18 protein-coding genes and 5 tRNA genes are annotated in these 18,835 nt (G+C 68.9%); 15 read left to right on the top strand and 8 right to left on the bottom strand.

The features are described 5' to 3' along the window. Positions 1-27 precede the first annotated feature (27 nt). Positions 28-951: an aromatic amino acid exporter YddG gene (yddG, locus tag ACXAFN_RS15440; protein ID WP_474990028.1), complete on the bottom strand. Its 924-nt coding sequence runs from the start codon at positions 949-951 to the stop codon at positions 28-30. A 73-nt stretch (positions 952-1,024) separates the two neighbouring features. Beyond that, positions 1,025-1,723 carry a helix-turn-helix transcriptional regulator gene (locus tag ACXAFN_RS15435; RefSeq protein ID WP_474990026.1) on the bottom strand — a complete coding sequence of 233 codons (699 nt, stop codon included), beginning with the start codon at positions 1,721-1,723 and terminating at the stop codon, positions 1,025-1,027. 110 nt (positions 1,724-1,833) lie between these two features. On the opposite strand from ACXAFN_RS15435, the gene ACXAFN_RS15430 reads away from it, so the two are divergent. Continuing rightward, positions 1,834-2,592, top strand: coding sequence for a sporulation protein (locus tag ACXAFN_RS15430; RefSeq protein WP_474990024.1), 759 nt, complete (start codon positions 1,834-1,836; stop codon positions 2,590-2,592). Positions 2,593-2,648: 56 nt separating this feature from the next. Here ACXAFN_RS15430 and acuI read toward each other — a convergent pair whose 3' ends face one another. The 4 genes from acuI to ACXAFN_RS15410 form a co-directional block, all read right to left on the bottom strand. Then, positions 2,649-3,632: an acrylyl-CoA reductase (NADPH) gene (acuI, locus tag ACXAFN_RS15425; RefSeq protein WP_474990022.1), complete on the bottom strand. Its 984-nt coding sequence runs from the start codon at positions 3,630-3,632 to the stop codon at positions 2,649-2,651. Between the two features lie 71 nt (positions 3,633-3,703). Then, positions 3,704-4,348 carry an acrylate utilization transcriptional regulator AcuR gene (gene acuR, locus ACXAFN_RS15420; RefSeq protein ID WP_474990020.1) on the bottom strand — a complete coding sequence of 215 codons (645 nt, stop codon included), beginning with the start codon at positions 4,346-4,348 and terminating at the stop codon, positions 3,704-3,706. Positions 4,349-4,434: 86 nt separating this feature from the next. Further along, complete coding sequence (locus ACXAFN_RS15415; protein WP_474990018.1) at positions 4,435-5,562, bottom strand: alkene reductase; 1,128 nt, start codon at positions 5,560-5,562, stop codon at positions 4,435-4,437. Between the two features lie 165 nt (positions 5,563-5,727). Further along, complete coding sequence (locus ACXAFN_RS15410) at positions 5,728-6,621, bottom strand: LysR substrate-binding domain-containing protein (RefSeq protein ID WP_474990016.1); 894 nt, start codon at positions 6,619-6,621, stop codon at positions 5,728-5,730. Between the two features lie 165 nt (positions 6,622-6,786). Between ACXAFN_RS15410 and ACXAFN_RS15405 the strand changes: the two genes are divergently transcribed. The 6 genes from ACXAFN_RS15405 (at position 6,787) to ACXAFN_RS15380 (ending at position 11,360) form a co-directional block, all read left to right on the top strand. Continuing rightward, on the top strand, positions 6,787-7,767 hold the full coding sequence (locus ACXAFN_RS15405) for an alcohol dehydrogenase catalytic domain-containing protein (protein WP_474990014.1): 981 nt from the start codon (positions 6,787-6,789) through the stop codon (positions 7,765-7,767). Between the two features lie 35 nt (positions 7,768-7,802). After that, complete coding sequence (locus ACXAFN_RS15400) at positions 7,803-8,111, top strand: putative quinol monooxygenase (RefSeq protein ID WP_474990012.1); 309 nt, start codon at positions 7,803-7,805, stop codon at positions 8,109-8,111. A gap of 112 nt (positions 8,112-8,223) precedes the next feature. Next, the gene (locus ACXAFN_RS15395) at positions 8,224-8,823 is read left to right on the top strand and encodes an NAD(P)H-dependent oxidoreductase (protein ID WP_474990010.1); all 600 of its coding nucleotides are present in this window, start codon (positions 8,224-8,226) and stop codon (positions 8,821-8,823) included. A 53-nt stretch (positions 8,824-8,876) separates the two neighbouring features. Then, complete coding sequence (dkgB, locus tag ACXAFN_RS15390) at positions 8,877-9,686, top strand: 2,5-didehydrogluconate reductase DkgB (RefSeq protein WP_474990008.1); 810 nt, start codon at positions 8,877-8,879, stop codon at positions 9,684-9,686. A gap of 88 nt (positions 9,687-9,774) precedes the next feature. Beyond that, positions 9,775-10,461 carry a type 1 glutamine amidotransferase domain-containing protein gene (locus tag ACXAFN_RS15385; RefSeq protein ID WP_474990006.1) on the top strand — a complete coding sequence of 229 codons (687 nt, stop codon included), beginning with the start codon at positions 9,775-9,777 and terminating at the stop codon, positions 10,459-10,461. A gap of 140 nt (positions 10,462-10,601) precedes the next feature. Then, positions 10,602-11,360, top strand: coding sequence for an SDR family NAD(P)-dependent oxidoreductase (locus ACXAFN_RS15380; protein WP_474990004.1), 759 nt, complete (start codon positions 10,602-10,604; stop codon positions 11,358-11,360). Between the two features lie 131 nt (positions 11,361-11,491). Here ACXAFN_RS15380 and ACXAFN_RS15375 read toward each other — a convergent pair. Then, positions 11,492-11,567, bottom strand: a tRNA-Ala gene (locus ACXAFN_RS15375). 150 nt (positions 11,568-11,717) lie between these two features. Beyond that, positions 11,718-11,793: transfer RNA gene (locus ACXAFN_RS15370), tRNA-Ala, on the bottom strand. A 217-nt stretch (positions 11,794-12,010) separates the two neighbouring features. On the opposite strand from ACXAFN_RS15370, the gene uvrY reads away from it, so the two are divergent. The 8 genes from uvrY to nadB all read left to right on the top strand — a co-directional run bounded on the left by uvrY (position 12,011) and on the right by nadB (position 18,773). Next, on the top strand, positions 12,011-12,658 hold the full coding sequence (gene uvrY, locus ACXAFN_RS15365; RefSeq protein WP_474990002.1) for a UvrY/SirA/GacA family response regulator transcription factor: 648 nt from the start codon (positions 12,011-12,013) through the stop codon (positions 12,656-12,658). A gap of 57 nt (positions 12,659-12,715) precedes the next feature. Then, entirely contained in the window at positions 12,716-14,530 is a 1,815-nt protein-coding gene (gene uvrC / locus ACXAFN_RS15360) for an excinuclease ABC subunit UvrC (protein WP_474990000.1), read from the top strand. 458 nt (positions 14,531-14,988) lie between these two features. After that, the gene (gene pgsA / locus ACXAFN_RS15355) at positions 14,989-15,537 is read left to right on the top strand and encodes a CDP-diacylglycerol--glycerol-3-phosphate 3-phosphatidyltransferase (RefSeq protein WP_474989998.1); all 549 of its coding nucleotides are present in this window, start codon (positions 14,989-14,991) and stop codon (positions 15,535-15,537) included. Positions 15,538-15,598: 61 nt separating this feature from the next. Beyond that, a tRNA-Gly gene (locus ACXAFN_RS15350) sits at positions 15,599-15,673 on the top strand. A gap of 128 nt (positions 15,674-15,801) precedes the next feature. Then, a tRNA-Cys gene (locus ACXAFN_RS15345) sits at positions 15,802-15,875 on the top strand. Positions 15,876-15,904: 29 nt separating this feature from the next. Next, positions 15,905-15,991, top strand: a tRNA-Leu gene (locus ACXAFN_RS15340). A gap of 47 nt (positions 15,992-16,038) precedes the next feature. Further along, positions 16,039-17,190, top strand: coding sequence for an FUSC family protein (locus ACXAFN_RS15335; protein WP_474989996.1), 1,152 nt, complete (start codon positions 16,039-16,041; stop codon positions 17,188-17,190). Further along, positions 17,187-18,773, top strand: coding sequence for an L-aspartate oxidase (gene nadB / locus ACXAFN_RS15330; RefSeq protein ID WP_474989994.1), 1,587 nt, complete (start codon positions 17,187-17,189; stop codon positions 18,771-18,773). Before ACXAFN_RS15335 ends, nadB begins: the two co-directional genes overlap by 4 nt. The last annotated feature ends 62 nt before the right edge of the window (positions 18,774-18,835 follow it).

The raw sequence follows: 18,835 nt of genomic DNA, 5'->3' as shown, positions 1-18,835 counted from the left end.
CGCCCCGCGCCCGGGCGACGCCACGGCTCAACGCTGGGCGCCCTCTTCCTTGCGCCTCTGGCGCGGCCAGCCCACTCGGCCGCTGCCGATCAGCGCCCCGCCGCAGATCAGCAGCGCGGCCAGCAGCAGCGTCGGGCTGGCCGTCGCCAGGCCGGCGGCGATCAGCACCAGGGTCGAGCACAGCGGCGTGGCGTAGGACAAGAGCCCCAGCAGGCGCACATGGCCGCGTTTCATGCCCAGATCCCAGGTGAAGAAGGCGCTGCCCACCGGGCCCAGCCCCAGGGCCAGGACCGCCCACGGGTTGGCGCCTTCCGGCCAGCCCACGGGCTCCCAGGCCAGATGGCAGGCGAGCGCCAGCGCCGCGGCGCCGAGGCAGTTCCAGGCCACCGCGGTGGTGGGAATGCGCGCCAGCAATCGCGAGGCCACCGAATAGCCGCTCCACAGGAACGCCGCCAGCAGCGCCGCCAGGTAACCGAAGGTGTATTCCCCCGCCCAGTCGAGTCCGTCGGGCCCCACCAGCAGCGCCGCCCCCAGGAAGCCGCAGGCGCCGCCCAGCAGATGGATGCCGCGCAGCCGCTCGCCGGGCAGTAGCCAGCCGGCCAGGATCACGATCAACAGCGGCCACAGGTAGCTGATCAGCCCGGCGTTGGCCGCCGGCGCATTCTGCTGGGCGATGAAGTAGCAGAGGTGATAGCCGAACAGCCCGCCGACGCCCAGCAGCCAGCCCGCCGGCGGCTGGCGGAAGGCCTCGGCCAGCGCCCGCCCCTCGCCGCGGGCCAGGAACACCAGCAGCGCCAGGCCACCGGCCAGGCCGAAACACAGCGCGGTGAGCAGGAAGGGTGGCACCGGGCCGGCCCATTGGGTGAACAGCGCCAGAGTGGCCCAGCTGAGGACGGTGCTGGCGCCCCACAGGGTGGCGCGGCGCGCCTCGCCGGGGGATACGGACGACATCTCGATACTCCGCTCGGAGGGTGAGCCGGCAGTGTGACGCCTGCGCCCGGCGAGGGCTTGTCGATTTCGGCCATCAGCGCCGGCGACGGAAGGCGCTCGGCGTCATCCCGAAGTGTCGGCGGAAGTGGCGGCTGAACTGGGCCCCATCGGCGAAGCCACAGGCCAGGGCGATCGCGGTGATCGACGCGTCGCCGCCGGCCAGCCACTGCTCGGCCCGAGCCAGCCGCTGGGCCTGCAGCCACTGCCAGGGCGTCTGGCCGGTCACCGCGGAGAGGCTGCGGCGCAGTTGCCGCTCGGAGAGCCGGGCGGCCGCGGCCAGGCGTGCCAGATTCCAGGCTGCGGCCGGCTCGCCCTGCACCAGCCGCGTCAATCGCGCCATGTTCAGCCGCGGCCCGCGCCAGGGCGGCGCCGCGCCGAGGCGTGACAGCAGGGCCTCGTCGCCAAGCCCCCGGGCCTCTTCAGGCGCCAGGCGCAGAAAGCGGATACGCTCGAACAGCGCGTCGAGCGGCCCATCGCCGACCGGCAGGTCCAGCACCCGGCAGCGGTTGTCGGCATCGAGCCCCAGATAATGGTGCGTCGCCGCGGCGGGGATCAGGCAGGCGCCGCCCGGCGCCATGGCGCCGCCATGCCCTTCGACCTCGACGTCCACGCGGCCGTCGAGGCCGATCAGCAGCTGATGGTGGTCATGGGTGTCGCTCAGACAGTCGAGGGGATAGGAACGCTCGACGCTGCGTCCGAGGGCGAGAAGATCGACGCTCATGGTGGTCAGCATGCCGGGTAGCGGGCACGAATGCCAGGGCGAGGCTTGTCGGCGTCGTCGCTCACCGGCAGGATGACGGCGGGACGTATGACTCACACCCATCACGCACGAGGACACCGAGGATGTTCGACAAGCTCATGGCCGCCGTAGGCATCGGCAACGCCCGCGTGGATACCCTGCTGGAAGGCGACGCCGCCGAAGCCGGCGGCCCACTCAAGGGCGAGGTGGTGATCCAGGGCGGCGAGGTCGCCCAGGACCTGGACGCCCTGGTGCTGGACCTGGCCAGCGAGGCGATCAAGGAGATCGACGACAAGAAGGTCAGGATCGGCCATGCCTGGGCCTCCACCGAGGTCTGCGGCGCCATGACCATCGGCGCCGGCGAGCAGAAGCGGATTCCCTTCGAGCTGACGCTGCCGCTGCTGTCGCCGCTGTCGGTGGGCCGCCAGCATCCCAAGACCTGGGTGGCCACCCGCGCCGACATCGCCATGGCCCTGGACCCCCGGGACAAGGATCCGCTGCGCATCCTGCCCGGCAAGGTACACCGCGCCGCCTTCGAGGCCATGGAACAACTGGGCTTCGTGATGACCGGCGCGCCGCTGGAGCTCTCGCGCAAGAACCCGGCCACCGGCTGCCTGCAGGAGTTCGAGTTCAAGCCCTCGCCCGGCAGCCGCTTCGGCCACCTCGACGAGGCGGAGCTGGCCTTCCTGCCCTCCACCGGCGGCGGCCTGGACCTGCTGGTGCAGCGCGACACCCGGGCCACCGGGCTCGGCTCGCTGCTCTCCGAGATGGCCGGCACCGACGAGCGCTTCTACCGCATCTCCCTCGACGGCAACGAATCCGCCGAGACGCTGCGCGGCCGACTGGAGTCGGTGCTGAGCTGACGCCGGTCACCACTCCCCAGACGGCGAGGCACCTTGGCGTGCCTTGCCGATGCCACTCAGCGCGCCATGTCCACCACCAGGCGGCCGCGAATGCGTCCCGCCAACAGTGCGTCGGCTTCGTCGATGGCGTCTTCCAGGCCGATCGTCCGAGTGATGGCATCCAGCTGCTCGGGCACCAGCAGGTCGCCGAGACGACGCCAGGCCTCGAGTCGATCCTCACGTGGGCGCATCACGCTGTCGACCCCCGCCAGGGTCACCCCACGCAGGATAAAGGGCGCGACGCTGGCGGGCAGCTCCATGCCCTGAGCCAGCCCGCAGGCCGCCACCGCCCCGCCGCGACGGGTCGCGGCCAGCACGTTGGCCAGGGTGTGGCTGCCCACCGAGTCGACCGCTCCCGCCCAGCGCTCCCTGGCCAGCGGGCGGCCCGGCTCGGCGAGTTCCCGGCGGTCGATCACCTCACGGGCCCCGAGCCTCTCGAGGTAATCGGCTTCCTCGAGCCGTCCGGTGGAGGCCACGACCGCATAGCCCAGCTTGGCCAGCAGGGCGATGGCGTAGCTGCCCACGCCGCCGCTGGCACCGGTCACCAGTATTTCGCCCTGGTCCGGGGTGACGCCCTGACGCTCCAGCGCCATGACCGACAGCATGGCGGTATAGCCCGCGGTGCCGATGGCCATGGACTGGTGCGCGCTGAAGGCGGCGGGATGGGGAATCAACCATCGCCCCTCCAGACGGGCCTTTTCGGCCAGGCCGCCCCAGTGCTGCTCGCCGACGCCCCAGCCGTTGAGCAGCACGGTGTCTCCCGGTGCATAGTCGACGCAGCGGGAATCCTCGACCGTGCCCGCCAGGTCGATCCCCGGCACCATGGGAAACTGTCGCACCACCGGCCCCTTGCCGGTGATCGCCAGGGCATCCTTGTAGTTCAGCGTACTGCAGGCGACCCGGACGGTGACATCGCCCTCCGGCAGCCGCGCCTCATCCAGGGTGGTCAGTGCGGTCCGCTGCCGCTCGTCCTGCTGGTCGATCAGAATCGCCTTGAACATCGTGCACCTCACTTTTAGACCGATCGTCTACAAAACACCATCCGTCATCGCCCGCGCCTCATCTCGAGGGATCAAGACGAGCGCGGAAGCCCTTCCAGGTACGTGGTGATAAATACCTCCAGCGGGCGCGCTCCGCCTTCCAGGCGGGCACGCATCACCGCCCCTTCCCAGCCGATCCAGAAGGCCTCGGCAAGCCTGTCGCAGTCGGCCTGCTCGGCCAGCTCGCCCTCGGCCCGGGCCTCGCGCAGGCAGCGCGCCAGGCGACGCTGCCAATCGTCGAGGGTGTCCCGCAGCCACCGCCGGTAGCCCTCCGGCAGACCGCCGGCTTCCTGGCCCAGGTTGCCCACCAGGCAGCCACGGCGGAAGTCGTGGCGGGCCATCCCCGCCTTGGCGTCTTCGACGAAGGCCGCGAGCCGGCTCAGCGGGGGGCGCGAGGCGTCCCGCAGGTGGCGGTCGAGCTTGGCCGCGAAGTAGGCGCCGTAATGCTCCATCACGGCACGCCCGAAGGCCTCCTTGCTGTCGAAGTAGTAATAGAAGGACCCCTTGGGCACGCCGACGCGCTTGAGGATGCCGTCGATGCCGGACACGGCGAAGCCTTGTTCGGTAAGCACCTCGACGCCGCTGCGGATCAGCGCCGCCCGGGTATCGGGGTCATCGCGGGGCACCTTGGGCGGTCGGCCGCGTCGGGGCCTGGGGGGAGGGTTCGATTGCGTCATGCCACTTAATATAGACCGCCTGTCTATAAAATCAAGCCGACCTCATGCCCCGAGGCCCGCGGTACTCGGGCCCCGGGGCAACAACGTCAGGACGACGGCGCGAGGCGATCGTGGCCGTTATCGAGAAAGGGGTAGTCGGTATAGCCCTCGGGGCCGCCGCCGTAGAAGGTCTCGGGCTCGGGCGCATTCCAGGCCGCCCCGGTGCGGATCCGCTCGACCAGATCGGGGTTGGCGATGTAGGGCCGCCCGATGGCCACGGCATCGGCGATGCCCGCCTCGATGATCCGGGTGCCACGCTCGGCATCATAGTGGCCGCAGAAGATCAGGCTCCCGGCGAACCGCTCGCGCATGGCGCGACGAAAGGCATCGGTAAAGTGAATCTCGCCGCCCGCCCAGTCGGGTTCGTTCAGGTGCAGATAGGCGATGCCGCGGCGCGACAGCTGTTCCGCCATGTAGAAGGCCATGGCTTCCGACTCGTCGTCGCTGAGGCCGAAGAGCTCGATGAAGGGGGTCAGGCGGACACCGACCCGCTGCGGCCCCATCACCTCCGCCACGGCGTCGATGACCTCCAGCGGAAAACGCGCCCGGTTCTCCAACGAGCCGCCGTAGTCATCGCTGCGATGGTTGCTGCCGGTGGCCAGGAACTGGTTGAGCAGATAGCCGTTAGCCGCGTGGACCTCGACCATGTCGAAGCCGGCCCGGTCGGCGCGAACCGCCGCCTGGCGATAGTCCTCGACGATGCCCGGCAACTCCTCCCGCTCCAGCGCACGCGGCCGGCTGGTGGGGTGACGGCCGGCGCTGCCATCGGGGAACTCGACGAAGCACTCCGCCCCCTCGGCCTTGAGTGCGCTGGGCGCCACCGGGGCCTGACCCTCCGGCTGTACCCACTCATGGGACACCCGGCCGACGTGCCAGAGTTGCAGTGCCATGCGGCCGCCCCGGGCATGCACCGCCTGGACGACGCCCCGCCAGCCTGCCTCCTGGGCATCGCTCCAGATGCCCGGCGTATAGGCATAGCCGCGTGCGGTCGGCGAGATATTGGTGGCCTCGCTGATGATCAGCCCGGCGCCGGCCCGCTGGCCGTAGTAGGCCTGTTGCAGTTCGCCGGGCACACCGTCCGGCGTCCGGGCGCGGGTCAGCGGCGCCATCAGGACGCGATTGGGCAGGGTAAGCTCGCCAAGACGTAGCGGGGTCAGCAGGGTATCGACTGACATGAAGCGTCTCCTTGCAGAACATTCTCGGTAAGACCGCCGGCCTAGCGCCTGCCTCGCGGAACGGAGCAAGCGGTTTGACCGTTGGAGTACCGGATCCGGGAGCCGAGGCTAGCGGTTTTTGAACGCACGCTCAACATTCCTCATCCCGTTTTCCCGGTGGCCGGACTACAGCCGCAGCCGCGGCGCCACATAGTCGAGGAAGGCGCCGATCCGCGCCGATAGCGCCGTGTTGCGGTAGAAGACCGCCCGGATCTGCTCGCGAGGATTGGGGCTGATGAGGCGATCCGCCATCAGGCCGACCAGCCGCCCCTGGGTGAGGTCCTCATGGATCATGAAGCGCGACAGGCAGGCGATGCCCTCGCCGGCCAGGCACAGTTGTCGCATCACCTCGCCGCTCGACGTGCTCAACTGGGACTGGATGTTGGCACCCTGGCGGGAGAGCCCCTCCACCGGCCAGTGGTTGAGGCTATCGGCGTTGAGAAACCCCAGCAGCCGGTGGTCGCGCAACGCCGCAGGGCTCACCGGCACGCCGTGGCGCTCCAGATACCGTGGACTGGCCACCAGCTGCAGCGGCGAGCGCCCCAGCGACCGGGCGTGCAGGGTGGAATCCTCCAGGCCGCCGATGCGAATCGCCACGTCGGTGCGCTGCTCGAGCAGGTTGATGATGTCTTCCGAGGCGGAGAGCTCCAGCTCGATCCCGGGATAGCAGTCCCTGAACCCCCCGATCAGCGGCACCAGTTGATGCAGCATGAAGGGGGTCGCGGCATCGACGCGCAGCGGACCGCTCGGGCGCTCTCGGCTCAGCCGCATGGCCTCCTCGGCCTCGGCGAGTCGGCCCAGGCCCTCGCGGACCTGTTCGACGAACACCCGCCCCTCCGTGGTCAGCGTCACGCTGCGGGTCGTGCGGTTGAGCAGCGGCGTATCGAGCTGTCGCTCCAGTCGCTGCACGGCGCGCGATACCCGCGCCACCGGGATGTCCAGCCGCCGAGCGGCCGCACTGAAGCCACCACTGTCGACGACCGCCACGAGCAGCTCGAGATCTTCCGTACGGCTCTGCAAGTCTGATCCTCCTCGCCAGGCGCCACCTATTATGTCGGGTTTTGCAAAGGTGTTTCTATTTTACCCGCATTTATCGGGTAGAAAAGTCGGTGCAGACTCTGCGGCGATCGAGACGTCGTCACGCCCTTCGAGGCGCCGGCGACACCCACGGCAAGGAGACCATCGATGTCGACCGAACACGCCGCCCTCCCCGACCATGTCGATGCCTGGACCTGGCATCTGCCGGGCGAGCCCGAGGCCATGACCCGCGAGACCCTGCCCCTGGCGCCCCCCGGCGACGGAGAGGTGATCGTCGCTACCCGCGCCATCGGCCTCAACCCGGTGGACTGGAAGTTCATCGCCATGGACAGCGCGTTCTGGCAACCGGGGCATATCCCCGGCGTCGATGCCGCCGGTGAGGTGCTGGCCTGCGGCCCCGGCGTCACCCGGGTCGCACCGGGAGACCGCATCGCGGTGCATACCAGCCTGGCCGGCCCCGGTACCTTCGCCAGCCACCTGCGCCTACCGGCCCGGGCGGTCATCCCGCTGCCGGTGGGCATCGACTGGGCCTCCGCCGCGGCCTTTCCCTGCCCGGGCCTGACCGCCTGGCAGGCCATCGAGAAACTGCCCGTCAAGCCCGGCAAGCGGCTGCTGATCGCCGGTGCCTCCGGCAGCGTCGGCCGCTGGCTGGTCCAGCTCGCGGCGCGACGCGGCTTCCATGTCATCGGCATGGCCTCGGCGCGGCGCCACGCTGCCCTGCGCGAACTGGGGGCCAGGGAAACCCTCGAGGATACCCGGACCCTGACGACACCGCTGTTCGCGGTCATCGATACGGTAAACGGCGATCACGCCCATCGCATGACCGATCTGATCGGCGCCAATGGCCATGTGGTCTGCGTTCAGGACCGGCTGGAGGAGGCCGCGGCGCCCGCCTTCGGCCGCGCCCTGTCCCAGCACGAGGTCGCACTCGGCGCCCTGCATCAGGCCGGCAGCGACGCCGACTGGGCCGAGTTGCGTCAGGCCGGCAGCGAGCTGCTGGCCGACGTCGCCGCCGGCACCCTGACCCTTCCGACACCCGAGGTGGACGGCTTCGACGCCCTGCCAAGCCGCCTGGCCGAGCTCAAGGGCGGACGCCCTCGCCCCCTCAAGACCGTCATCACGCCGTGAATCACGATACCTCACCCATTCAGGAGACCATCGCCATGCTATGGATCATCGCCACCCTCACCACCGCGCCCGGGCGCGACCGGGAGGTCTTGAACGCCCTGCGCGAGGTCGCACCGACCGTGCGACGGGAAGCGGGCTGCCATCTCTACCAACCCGTCGGCGATCATCCGCATGGACTGGCCCCCGACGATCGGCCGCGGGTCGATACCGTCACCGTCATCGAGGCCTGGACCTCCCGCCAGGCCCTCGAGGACCACCTCGCGACCGCCCATATGGCGCGTTTCCGCGAAGACACCGAGGGGCTGATCCTCGATCGCGACATTCGCCTGATGGACCCGGCCTGAGGCTCACCGTTGCGGCCAGCGAGAAAGTGTTTTGCGCTGGACGCCTATTGAAGGCCATCGCTACCGCCCACACCTCGTGGGCACGTAACTCATTAGCCACTTAATGGACTCCATGAATATTCTGCTTCTCAACGGCGCCAAGGCCTTTGCCCATTCCGGCGGCCGCTACAATGACACCCTGCACGAAACGGCTCGCGGCACCCTGGCCGAACAGGGCCATCAACTGCGTGAGACCCGCATCGACGACGGCTATGACGCCGAGGCCGAGGTCGAGAAATGGCTCTGGGCCGACGCCATCATCCTGCAGATGCCCGGCTGGTGGATGGGCACGCCCTGGACCGTCAAGCGTTACCTGGACGAGGTGCTCACCCAGGGCCATGGCAGCCTGTACGCCAGCGACGGTCGCTCGCGCCACGATCCCAGCCGCCAGTACGGCAGCGGGGGGCTGCTGCAGGGCAAGCACTACCTGCTGTCGCTGACCTGGAATGCGCCGCGCGAGGCGTTCGACGAGGCGGGCAACTTCTTCGAGGGGCGCGGCGTCGACGGTGTCTACTTCCCCCTGCACAAGGCCATGGAATTCCTCGGCATGAGCGCCCTGCCGACCTACCTGGCCAACGACGTGATCAAGGCGCCGGACATCGATACCCATCGGGACGAGTACCGGGCGCACCTGGAACGGGTGTTCGTCGACGCCGCCGCGACCGGCGCCTGAATCCGACGACACGCGCCTCCATCATCCAAGGATCCACGACACAAGGAGCGAACATGACGACCACCACGCTGCCCAACCCCGGTTTCGGCACCTTCCGGCTCGAGGGCGATACCCTGCGCCAGAGCGTGCTGACAGCCCTGGACGCCGGCTATCGTCATATCGACACCGCCCAGATCTACGGCAACGAGGCCGAGGTCGGCGCCGCGATCGCCGAGAGCGACGTGCCCCGCGACGAGATCTTCCTGACCACCAAGGTCTGGTACGACCGGCTGACGCCGGGTGATCTCGAGAAGAGCGTCGACGAGAGCCTGGAACGGCTGGGCACCGACTATGTCGATCTGCTGCTGATCCACTGGCCATCGCCGAACGACGAGGTGGCCATGGCCGATTATCTGCCCGCCCTGCGCGAGGTCCAGCAGGCCGGCAAGACCCGTCACATCGGGGTCTCGAACTTCACCCGGGCACAACTCGATCACGCCGTCGAGATCCTCGGCGAGGGCGCCCTGCTCACCAACCAGATCGAGGTGCACCCCTTCCTGCAGAACCGCGCGGTGATCGAGAAATGCCAGGAGCATGGCATCGCGGTGACCGCCTTCATGCCGCTGGCCGTCGGCAAGGTCATGCAGGACGACACCCTGCAGCGCATTGCCGAGGCCCACGACGCCAGCCCGGCGCAGGTCGCCCTGGCCTGGCTGAAGGCCCAGGACATCGTGACCTTCCCGTCATCGACCAAGGCCAAGAACATCCGCAGCAACCTGGCGGCCTTCGACCTGACCCTGGACGACGACGAGATGCGGGCCATCGCCGAGCTCGAGCGCGGCGAGCGCATCGCCGATCCGGACTTCGCGCCGGCCTGGGACTGAGCCCGCTTTACCCGCGGTGCGATACCATCCAGGCTGACCTAACTCACCGGGCCCGATGCGACGGGCCCGCCCATCAGGAGACGCTTCGATGACACCCCGTATTCTGATCGTGCTGACCTCCCACGACCGCCTCGGCGACACCGGCGAGAAGACCAGCTTCTGGCTCGAGGAGCTGGCCGCGCCCTACTACGTCTTCCAGGACGCCGGGGCCGAGCTGACCCTCGCCTCGCCGAAGGGCGGCCAGCCGCCGCTGGACCCCAAGAGCGACGCCGAGGACAGCCAGACCGAGGCCACCCGGCGCTTCCAGCAGGACCCGGAGGCCAAGGCCCGACTCGCCGCGACCCATCGGCTGGCGGACATCAACGCCGACGACTATGACGCCGTCTTCTACCCCGGCGGCCATGGCCCGCTCTGGGACCTGGTCGACGACGCCGACTCGCTGCGCCTCATCGAGGCCTTCTGGGCCCAGGGCAAGCCGGTCTCCGCGGTCTGCCACGCGCCGATCGTGCTGGTCAACGCCCGGGACGAGAACGGCCGGCCGCTGGTCGAGGGCCGCGAGGTCACCGGCTTCACCAACGGTGAGGAGGCCGCCGTGGGCCTGACCGACATCGTGCCGCATCTGGTCGAGGATGCCCTGATCGCCAGGGGCGGCCGCTACACCAAGGCCGACGACTTCGCGCCCTACACCCGCCAGGACGGACGGCTGATCACCGGGCAGAATCCGCCCTCCTCCGAGCCGGTCGCCCGCTGCCTGATGGCGGCACTGCAGGACTGACGCCCGACGCCGGGCCGGCCCGAACGCGGGCATCGACGGGCGGCGCCGCAGCGACGGCGCCGCCCGTCCCGTTATGTCACGATGCCCGACGCGCGGTATGCTGCCCCTTTCATCGACGCCATGACGCAAAGGAGCCTGCCATGAATCGCATCGCCTTCATCACCGGCGCCACCTCGGGGTTCGGACGCGCCTGCGCCCATCGCTTCGCCGAGGCCGGCTGGTCGCTGGTGCTCTCCGGCCGTCGACAGGATCGCCTCGACGAGCTCCACGATGCCTTGAAGGACCAGGTAGCGGTGCACACGGCGGTGCTCGACGTGCGCGACGACGCCGCGGTGAAGGCCCTGGTCGACGCCCTGCCCGCCGGCTTCGCCGGTGTGACATGCCTGGTCAACAACGCCGGCCTGGCGCTGGCCCCCGAGCCCGCCCAGCGGGTCGACCTCGCCGACTGGCACACCATGATCGACACCAACGTGCGCGGCCTGGTCAACGTTACCCATGCGCTGCTGCCGACGCTGATCGAGCAAGGCGCCGGCACCAGCATCATCAACGTCGGGTCGGTGGCCGCCGACACGCCCTATCCCGGCAACCACGTCTACGGCGCCACCAAGGCCTTCGTTCGCCAGTTCAGCTACAACCTGCGCTGCGACCTGCTGGGCACCGGCGTGCGGGTGACCGACGTGGCCCCGGGCCTGGCCGAGACCGAGTTCACCCTGGTGCGCACCGGCGGCAACCAGGACGCCCACGACGCGCTTTATCAGGGCACCACGCCGCTGTCCGCCGAGGACATCGCCGAGCAGATCTTCTACGTCGCGACCCTGCCGGCACATATCAACATCAACCGGATGGACGTGATGCCCGTGCGCCAGGCCTGGGGACCTTTCGCCATCGACCGCGATTGATGCTTGCGGCAACGGGCCATCGAAGCCTCGCTGACGCCAGCCGATCGCGCGGGTAGAGAAAATGGAGAAACAGAGGCAGAAAAAAAGCCGCCCGACACCAAAAGGTACCGGGCGGCTCTTGCGGATTCGGTTGGTGGAGCCTAGCGGGATCGAACCGCTGACCTCAACACTGCCAGTGTTGCGCTCTCCCAGCTGAGCTAAGGCCCCACGCTGTTCCTCGCCGCGTTGCGCCGCGAGAACGGTGCATATACTACTTTGAACGGCCTTTCCCGTCAAGGGCTTGGTGTGTAGGCGAGGTCCAGAAAACAAGAATCGCCCGAGGCCATGGCGGCATCGGGCGATTCTGCGATATTCGCTTGGTGGAGCCTAGCGGGATCGAACCGCTGACCTCAACACTGCCAGTGTTGCGCTCTCCCAGCTGAGCTAAGGCCCCACACTGTCGCTCGCCGCTCTACGCCGCGAGAACGTGGCGAATATTACGGCCATGCGCGCGAACAGTCAATCCTTTTTCGAGAAAAATCATGTCATCGATTGACACCAATTCCCCTTAGGGTGATGTTGTGCCACGCTAGAGTCTGAGCGTTATATCAGCATCGCCGAACCTCGGCGCCAGACGTCATTCAACACCATATTTTTCAGGAGCACCTGCCTTGATCAGGGTTCTCGTTGCCGACGATCACCACCTGGTAAGGACCAGCATCGCCCACCTGCTCGATGACGAGCCCGACATCACCATCGTGGGCGAGGCAGCGGATGGCGAGGAAGCCATCCGCCTGGCCCGTGAACTCAAGCCCGACATCGTGCTGATGGACATCCGCATGCCGGGTATCGGCGGGCTGGAAGCTACCCGCAAGATTCATCGCTACAGTCATGACATCCGCATCCTGGTACTGACGGCCTTCCTCGAGGAAACCTTCGCCCAGCGGCTGCTCGATGCCGGTGCCCACGGCTTTATCAGCAAGGGCTCCCAGCACGACGAGATGGTCACCGCGGTGCGCAGCGTCTTCGCCGGGCAACGCTATGTCAGCCCCGAGATCGCCCAGCGCCTGGTGCTGTCGCGCATCGACGCCAGCGACAACCCCTTCGACCAGCTCTCCCAGCGCGAGCTGCAGGTGGCGATGATGATCGTCAACTGCCAGAAGGTGGCCGATATCGCCGACCGCATGTTCCTGAGCCCCAAGACCGTCAATACCTACCGCTATCGCATCTTCGAGAAGCTCGACGTGCATTCCGACGTCGAACTGACCCACCTGGGGCTGCGTCACGGCCTGGTCGACGGCTTCAGCGAAGCGGAATGACTCGCCCGGCGGCGAGTCTGATAGGATGAGCCCTCATCCTCGTCATACCGCCGCCCGATGAGTTTCGATCCGCGTCACTTCCTCGCCACCGTCACCCAGGCCCCGGGCGTCTACCGCATGCTCGACGAGAGCGGCGAGACGCTCTATGTCGGCAAGGCACGCCGTCTCAAGGCGCGGCTGGCCAGCTATTTCCGGGGCGCGCTGAACGCCAAGACCCAGGCGCTGGTCGGGCGCATCGCCGATATCCAGGTCACGGTCACGAACAGCGAGACCGAGGCCCTGCTGCTCGAGCAGACGCTGATCAAGCAACAGCGCCCGCCCTACAACATCCTGCTGCGCGACGACAAGTCCTACCCCTTCGTCTTCGTCACCGACCGCCATCCCTTCCCGGCGCTGGAATACAAGCGCGCCCGCAGACGCCACGACGACGGCCGCTACCTGGGCCCCTACCCCAGCAGCGGCGCGGTGCGCGAAAGCCTGTCGCTGATGCAGAAGATCTTCCGCATTCGCAACTGCGAAGACAGCGTCTTCGCCCACCGCACCCGCCCTTGCCTGCAGCACCAGATCGGCCGCTGCAGCGCGCCCTGCGTGGGCCTGATCGACGAAACCGACTACCGCCGCGACCTGGAGCATGCCATCCAGTGCCTGGAGGGCAAGAGCGAAGCGGTGACCCGCGAGCTGACCCGCGACATGGAAGCGGCCAGCCAGGCCCTCGAGTTCGAGGAGGCCGCCCGGCTGCGCGACCAGATCCAGCAATTGCGCCAGCTCCAGCAGCGTCAGTTCGTCGATACCGGCGGCGGCGACGCCGATGTCTTCGCACTGGCCTCGCGCCCCGGCGCGCTGTGCATCTCGGTGCTCACGGTGCGCCAGGGCCGACTGCTGGGCGCTCGCCACCACCAGCCGAGCAACGGCCTGGACCTCGGCCCCGAGGCCCTGCTCGGCGAGTTCGTCAGCCAGTTCTACCTCGGCCAGGCACGCGAGATCCCCGCCGAGGTGATCACCAGCCACCCCCTCCCCGACGCCGAACTGCTGGCCAGTGCCCTGGGCGAGCAGGCCGGCAAGCGCATCCGCGTCACCGACCAGGTCCGCAGCCACCGGGCCCAGTGGCAGGAGCTGGCGCGCACCAACGCCGAGCAGCAGTTGGCCGGCCAGCTGGCCAGCCAGACCCAACTGGCCAAGCGTTTCGAGGGGCTGCGCGAGGTCCTGGGGCTGGACCGCGTGCCGGCACGGCTGGAATGCTTCGACATCAGCCACAGCCAGGGGGAAGCCACCGTGGCCTCCTGCGTGGTGTTCGACGCCGACGGCCCCCGCAAGTCCGACTATCGCCGCTTCAACATCGAGGGCATCGAACCCGGCGACGACTACGCCGCCATGCGCCAGGCCCTGACCCGCCGCTTTCGGCGACTGGCCGACGGCGAGGGCCAGCGGCCGGACATCCTGGTGGTCGATGGTGGCAAGGGCCAGCTCAACATGGCCCGCGAGGTGTTCGCCGAACTGAACGTGGAGGGTGTACTGCTGCTGGGCGTCGCCAAGGGCAGCACCCGCAAGGCCGGGCTGGAGACCCTCTACCTGGAGACCGTGGACCGCACCCTGGATCTCGACAGCGCCTCCCCCGCCCTGCATCTGTTGCAGCACATTCGCGACGAGTCCCACCGCTTCGCCATCGCCGGCCACCGGGCGCGCCGCGACAAGGCCCGACGCACCTCCACCCTGCAGGACATCCCCGGCGTCGGCCCTCGTCGCCGCCGGGAACTGCTCCGTTTCTTCGGCGGCCTGCACGGCGTACGCCAGGCCAGCCGCGAGGAACTCGCCCGGGTGCCGGGCATCAGCGCCACTCTGGCGGATACGATTCATCGCGCCTTGCACGGATAAGCAGCGCCGAAAGGGACCGCAAGACGCCTGCCCGGGTGCCGGGCATCAGCGTCCCTTACACCCGGCGGAGACGATTTGTCGCGTCCCGCACGGATAAGCAGCGCCGAAAGGGATCGCAAGACGCCTGCCCGGGGGACGGGCATCAGCGCCCCTTGCACCCGGCGGAGACGATTTGTCGCGTCCCGCACGGATAAGCAGCACCGAAAGGGACCACAAGACGCCTGCCCGGGTGCCGGGCATCAGCGTCCCTAGCACCCGGCGGAGACGATTTGTCGCGTCCCGCACGGATAAGCAGCACCGAAAGGGATCGCAGGACGCCTGCCCGGGGGCCGGGTGTCAGCGTCCCTCTGCCCGCGGCGGAGACGATTCATCGCGCCCTGCATGGATGAGCGCAGCCGAGGCGGATAGAATGGCCCGATACTCGGCATCTCTCTCCTCAGGCAAGGACCGCAGCTTCGATGAACATCCCCAACCTCCTGACCCTGGCCAGAATCGTCTTCATCCCGCTGCTGGTGGTGCTGTTCTACCTGCCCTTCTCGTGGAGCATGCCGGTCGCCGCGGGGCTGTTCGCCCTGGCCTCGGTGACCGACTGGCTGGACGGCTACCTGGCCCGCCGCTGGGACCAGTCGACGCCCTTCGGCGCCTTCCTCGACCCGGTGGCCGACAAGCTGATGGTGGCCGTCGCCCTGGCCCTGCTCATCGAGCGCTATGATGCCAGCTGGCTGACGCTCCCGGCGCTGGTGATCATCGGCCGCGAGATCGTCATCTCGGCACTGCGCGAATGGATGGCCGAGATGGGCAAGCGTGGCAAGGTCGCGGTGTCGTGGATCGGCAAGGTGAAGACCACCCTGCAGATGGTCGCCCTGCTGCTGTTGCTGGCCTTCACGCCCGGCACGCCGGTGGCCGCGCTGGGCGTGGTCACCCTCTACGCCGCGGCCCTGCTGACCCTGTGGTCGATGATCCAGTACCTGCGCGCCGCCTGGCCCCATCTCAGCGACTCCATGTAGGGTGATTCCGAAAAGCATTTGACAGTCACCGACTTATCCGTATAATACACCCTCGAGTCAGGCGGGAATAGCTCAGTGGTAGAGCATCGCCTTGCCAAGGCGAGGGTCGCGAGTTCGAATCTCGTTTCCCGCTCCAGCTTCTCTACGAGAAGCGCTGACTCAAGTGGAGTCAATGCGTGCGACACGAGAGTCGCGAGCCGGTGCGCCGGTCCGATCAAATCTCGTTTCCCGCTCCATTCAACAGACGAATGGCTTGACTCTTGAGGCTGGATGGCAGAGTGGTTATGCAGCGGACTGCAACTCCGTGTACGCCGGTTCGATTCCGACTCCAGCCTCCATCATTTCTTCAGCTGCCCGCTCGAACCCCGCCCGGATGGCGAAATTGGTAGACGCAAGGGACTTAAAATCCCTCGGTGGCAACACCGTGCCGGTTCGAGCCCGGCTCCGGGCACCATGACTTCCTGACCCACCATGGGCTGACCCGTCAACGGTACCTCCCCCATGAAGCTGGCGCGCCTGCTCCGCGACCCCTACTTCACCAATCAGCACCGCCGCATCCTGCATGTGATACGCGTCGTTCTGGCGCTGGTCGTCACCTATGCGATCACTGAACCCTTCGAGATTCCCCATCGTGGCTGGGCGCTGGTCAGCACCGTCATGGTGATGGGCAACCTGCCGCATATCGGCGGCGTGCTCGACAAGGGCCGCCAGCGCCTGCTCGGCACCCTGCTGGGCGCCCTCTGGGGCCTGCTGCTGATCGTCGTTCCCTTGCCCTGGCACGGCCTGCTGCCCCTCGGCACCCTGGCCGGCATCGCCGCGGCCACCTGGGCCACCTTCGCCAAGCGCTACGGCTACGGCGGCCTGATGTTCGCCATCAGCCTGCTGCTGGTGGTCGGCGGCGGCACCCCGGAGCTGGACGTGGCCCTGTGGCGCGGCCTGAACGTGCTGCTGGGCACGCTGATCGGCATCGGCGTCACCGTGCTGGTGCTGCCCCACAAGGCCACCGACCTGCTGCGCTTCGCGATGGCCGACCACCTGGACCATATGGCGCGGCTCTACCATGCCCATACGTCGGCCAGCGCGCCCCCCGACCTGGACACCCGGAGCCTGCTCAAGGCCTGCAGCAAGCTGCTGGTCAAGCAGCGCGGCCTGGTCGACGCCATCCACCGCGAGCACCGCCTGACCCGGGGCGAACAGGACGACCTCATCTCGCTGCAGCGACGCATGTTCTCGACCATCGAGCTGCTGCTCGAGACCCACTGGAACACCCGGGCCGGCCACGAGCGCATCGACGCCATGGACGGCCTGCGCGACCAGCAGCACAGCCTGGCTCGCGCCATCGGCACCCTGGCCTTTCAGGTGCGCACTGGCCGCCCCATCGACGTCGACCTCGACGCCTTCGACCTGCAGCGCCACGCCGATCTGGCGGTCGACGCCCACGGCGAGGATGGCCGGCGGCTGTTCAGCCCCAGCGGCTACCTGTGGCTGAATCGCGAACTGGCCCGCCTGACCGGCGAGCTGATCGAACGGCTGGGCGGCCTGGAGCGCCTGCCCAGCCGACGCCTGCGCAAGGGTGCCAGGCGGCATGGCCTGCTCGCCCCGCATGACACCCACGAGACGACGGAGTCACCCCGGCAAGGACGGTCCGAATGAGCGATGCCAAGCGAGACGTGCTGATCATCGGCGGCGGTATCGCCGGCCTGGTGCTGGCCCTGGAAGTCGCCGAACGGCGCCCCGTGACCCTGCTGCAGCCGGCCCGCGACGGCCTCGGCGCCAGCCGCTGGGCCCAGGGCGGTATCGCCGCCGTCCTCTCGCCGGACGACGACATCGAGGCCCACGTGGCCGACACCCTGGTCGCCGGCGACGGCCTGTGCGATGAGGCGGCGGTGCGCTTCACGGTAGAACAAGGCCCGGCGGCCATCGCCTGGCTGCTGTCGCGGGGCGTGCCGTTCACCCCGGATCCCGATCCGGACGCCGGCTATCCCTACCACCTGACCCGGGAAGGCGGCCACGGGGCGCGGCGCATCATCCATGCCGACGACGCCACCGGCCGCGCCGTGGTCGAGACCCTGCGCCGCGACGTCGAGGCCCATCCGGCGATCCGCCTGCGCACCGACCTGGTCGCCGTCGGCCTGATCGGCGACCAGGTCGGCCAGTGCCGAGGCGCCCGCTGCCTCGACGAGGGCGGCCAGCCCCGGGAGCTGCTGGCCGCGGACACCGTACTGGCCACCGGCGGGGCCAGCGGGCTGTTCCGCCACACTACCAGCCCCGGCCCGGCCTGCGGGGAAGGCATGATGATGGCCGCCGAGCTCGGCGCCGAACTGATGAACCTGGAATTCCAGCAGTTTCACCCCACCTGCCTGTTCGACCCGGACGGCCCGCCCTTCCTGATCAGCGAGGCGGTGCGCGGCGAAGGCGGCCATCTGCTCGATGCCGAGGGGCGACGCTTCATGCCCGGGGTCGACCCGCGGGCCGAGCTGGCGCCCCGCGACGTGGTGGCCCGCGCCATCGACGCCGAAATGCAGCGCAGCGGTCGCGATCATGTCTGGCTGGACATCCGCCATCTGGGCGAGGCGGCGATCCGCCACCATTTCCCGACCATCCATGCCCACTGCCTGGCCCGCGGCCTCAACATCGCCGCCGCGCCCATCCCGGTGGTGCCGGCGGCCCACTACAGCTGCGGCGGCGTCAGCACCGATCTCGAGGGCGCCACCTCGGTGCCGCGCCTCCATGCCGTGGGCGAGGTCGCCGGCACTGGCCTGCACGGCGCCAATCGCATGGCCAGCAACTCGCTGCTGGAGTGCCTGGCCTTCGCCCGCAGTTGCGCCCGGCGCCTGCGCGATGCCCGATCGCTCGACGCCGCCCCGCTCACGCCCTGGCATATCGGCCGGCGGCGCCTGCCCGACGAGGAATGCGCGGCGCTGATGGCCGAGCTGCGAGAGATCATGAGCGCTCGCGTCGCCATCGTGCGCCACGATGCCGGCCTCGACGAGGCCGCCCGGCGACTCGCCGCCCTCGCCGATCGCGTGGCACCGCGACTCGCCGACGCCGCGCCTGGCGTCGACTCGTCACGTCTGTGGCACGCCCTGCGCCTGGCACGGCTGACCGTGGCCAGCGCCCGGGCTCGCCGGGAATCCCGCGGCCTGCACTTCAACCCCGACTGCCCGCTGCATGGCGACCCATCACCCCGGGCGTCGCGCATCCATCTACGCGATCTCGACGCCGCCCCGGCCTGACGCGGGCTTACCCCATCCGGCACCCGCCCACCACGGCGGCATACCGGCAGCGCGGGGTGGCA

It is taken from the genome of Halomonas sp. ABH4_019 (assembly GCF_056159885.1).
Note: the sequence above shows the minus strand (reverse complement) of the source record. Positions and strands in the feature narration are given on the sequence as shown.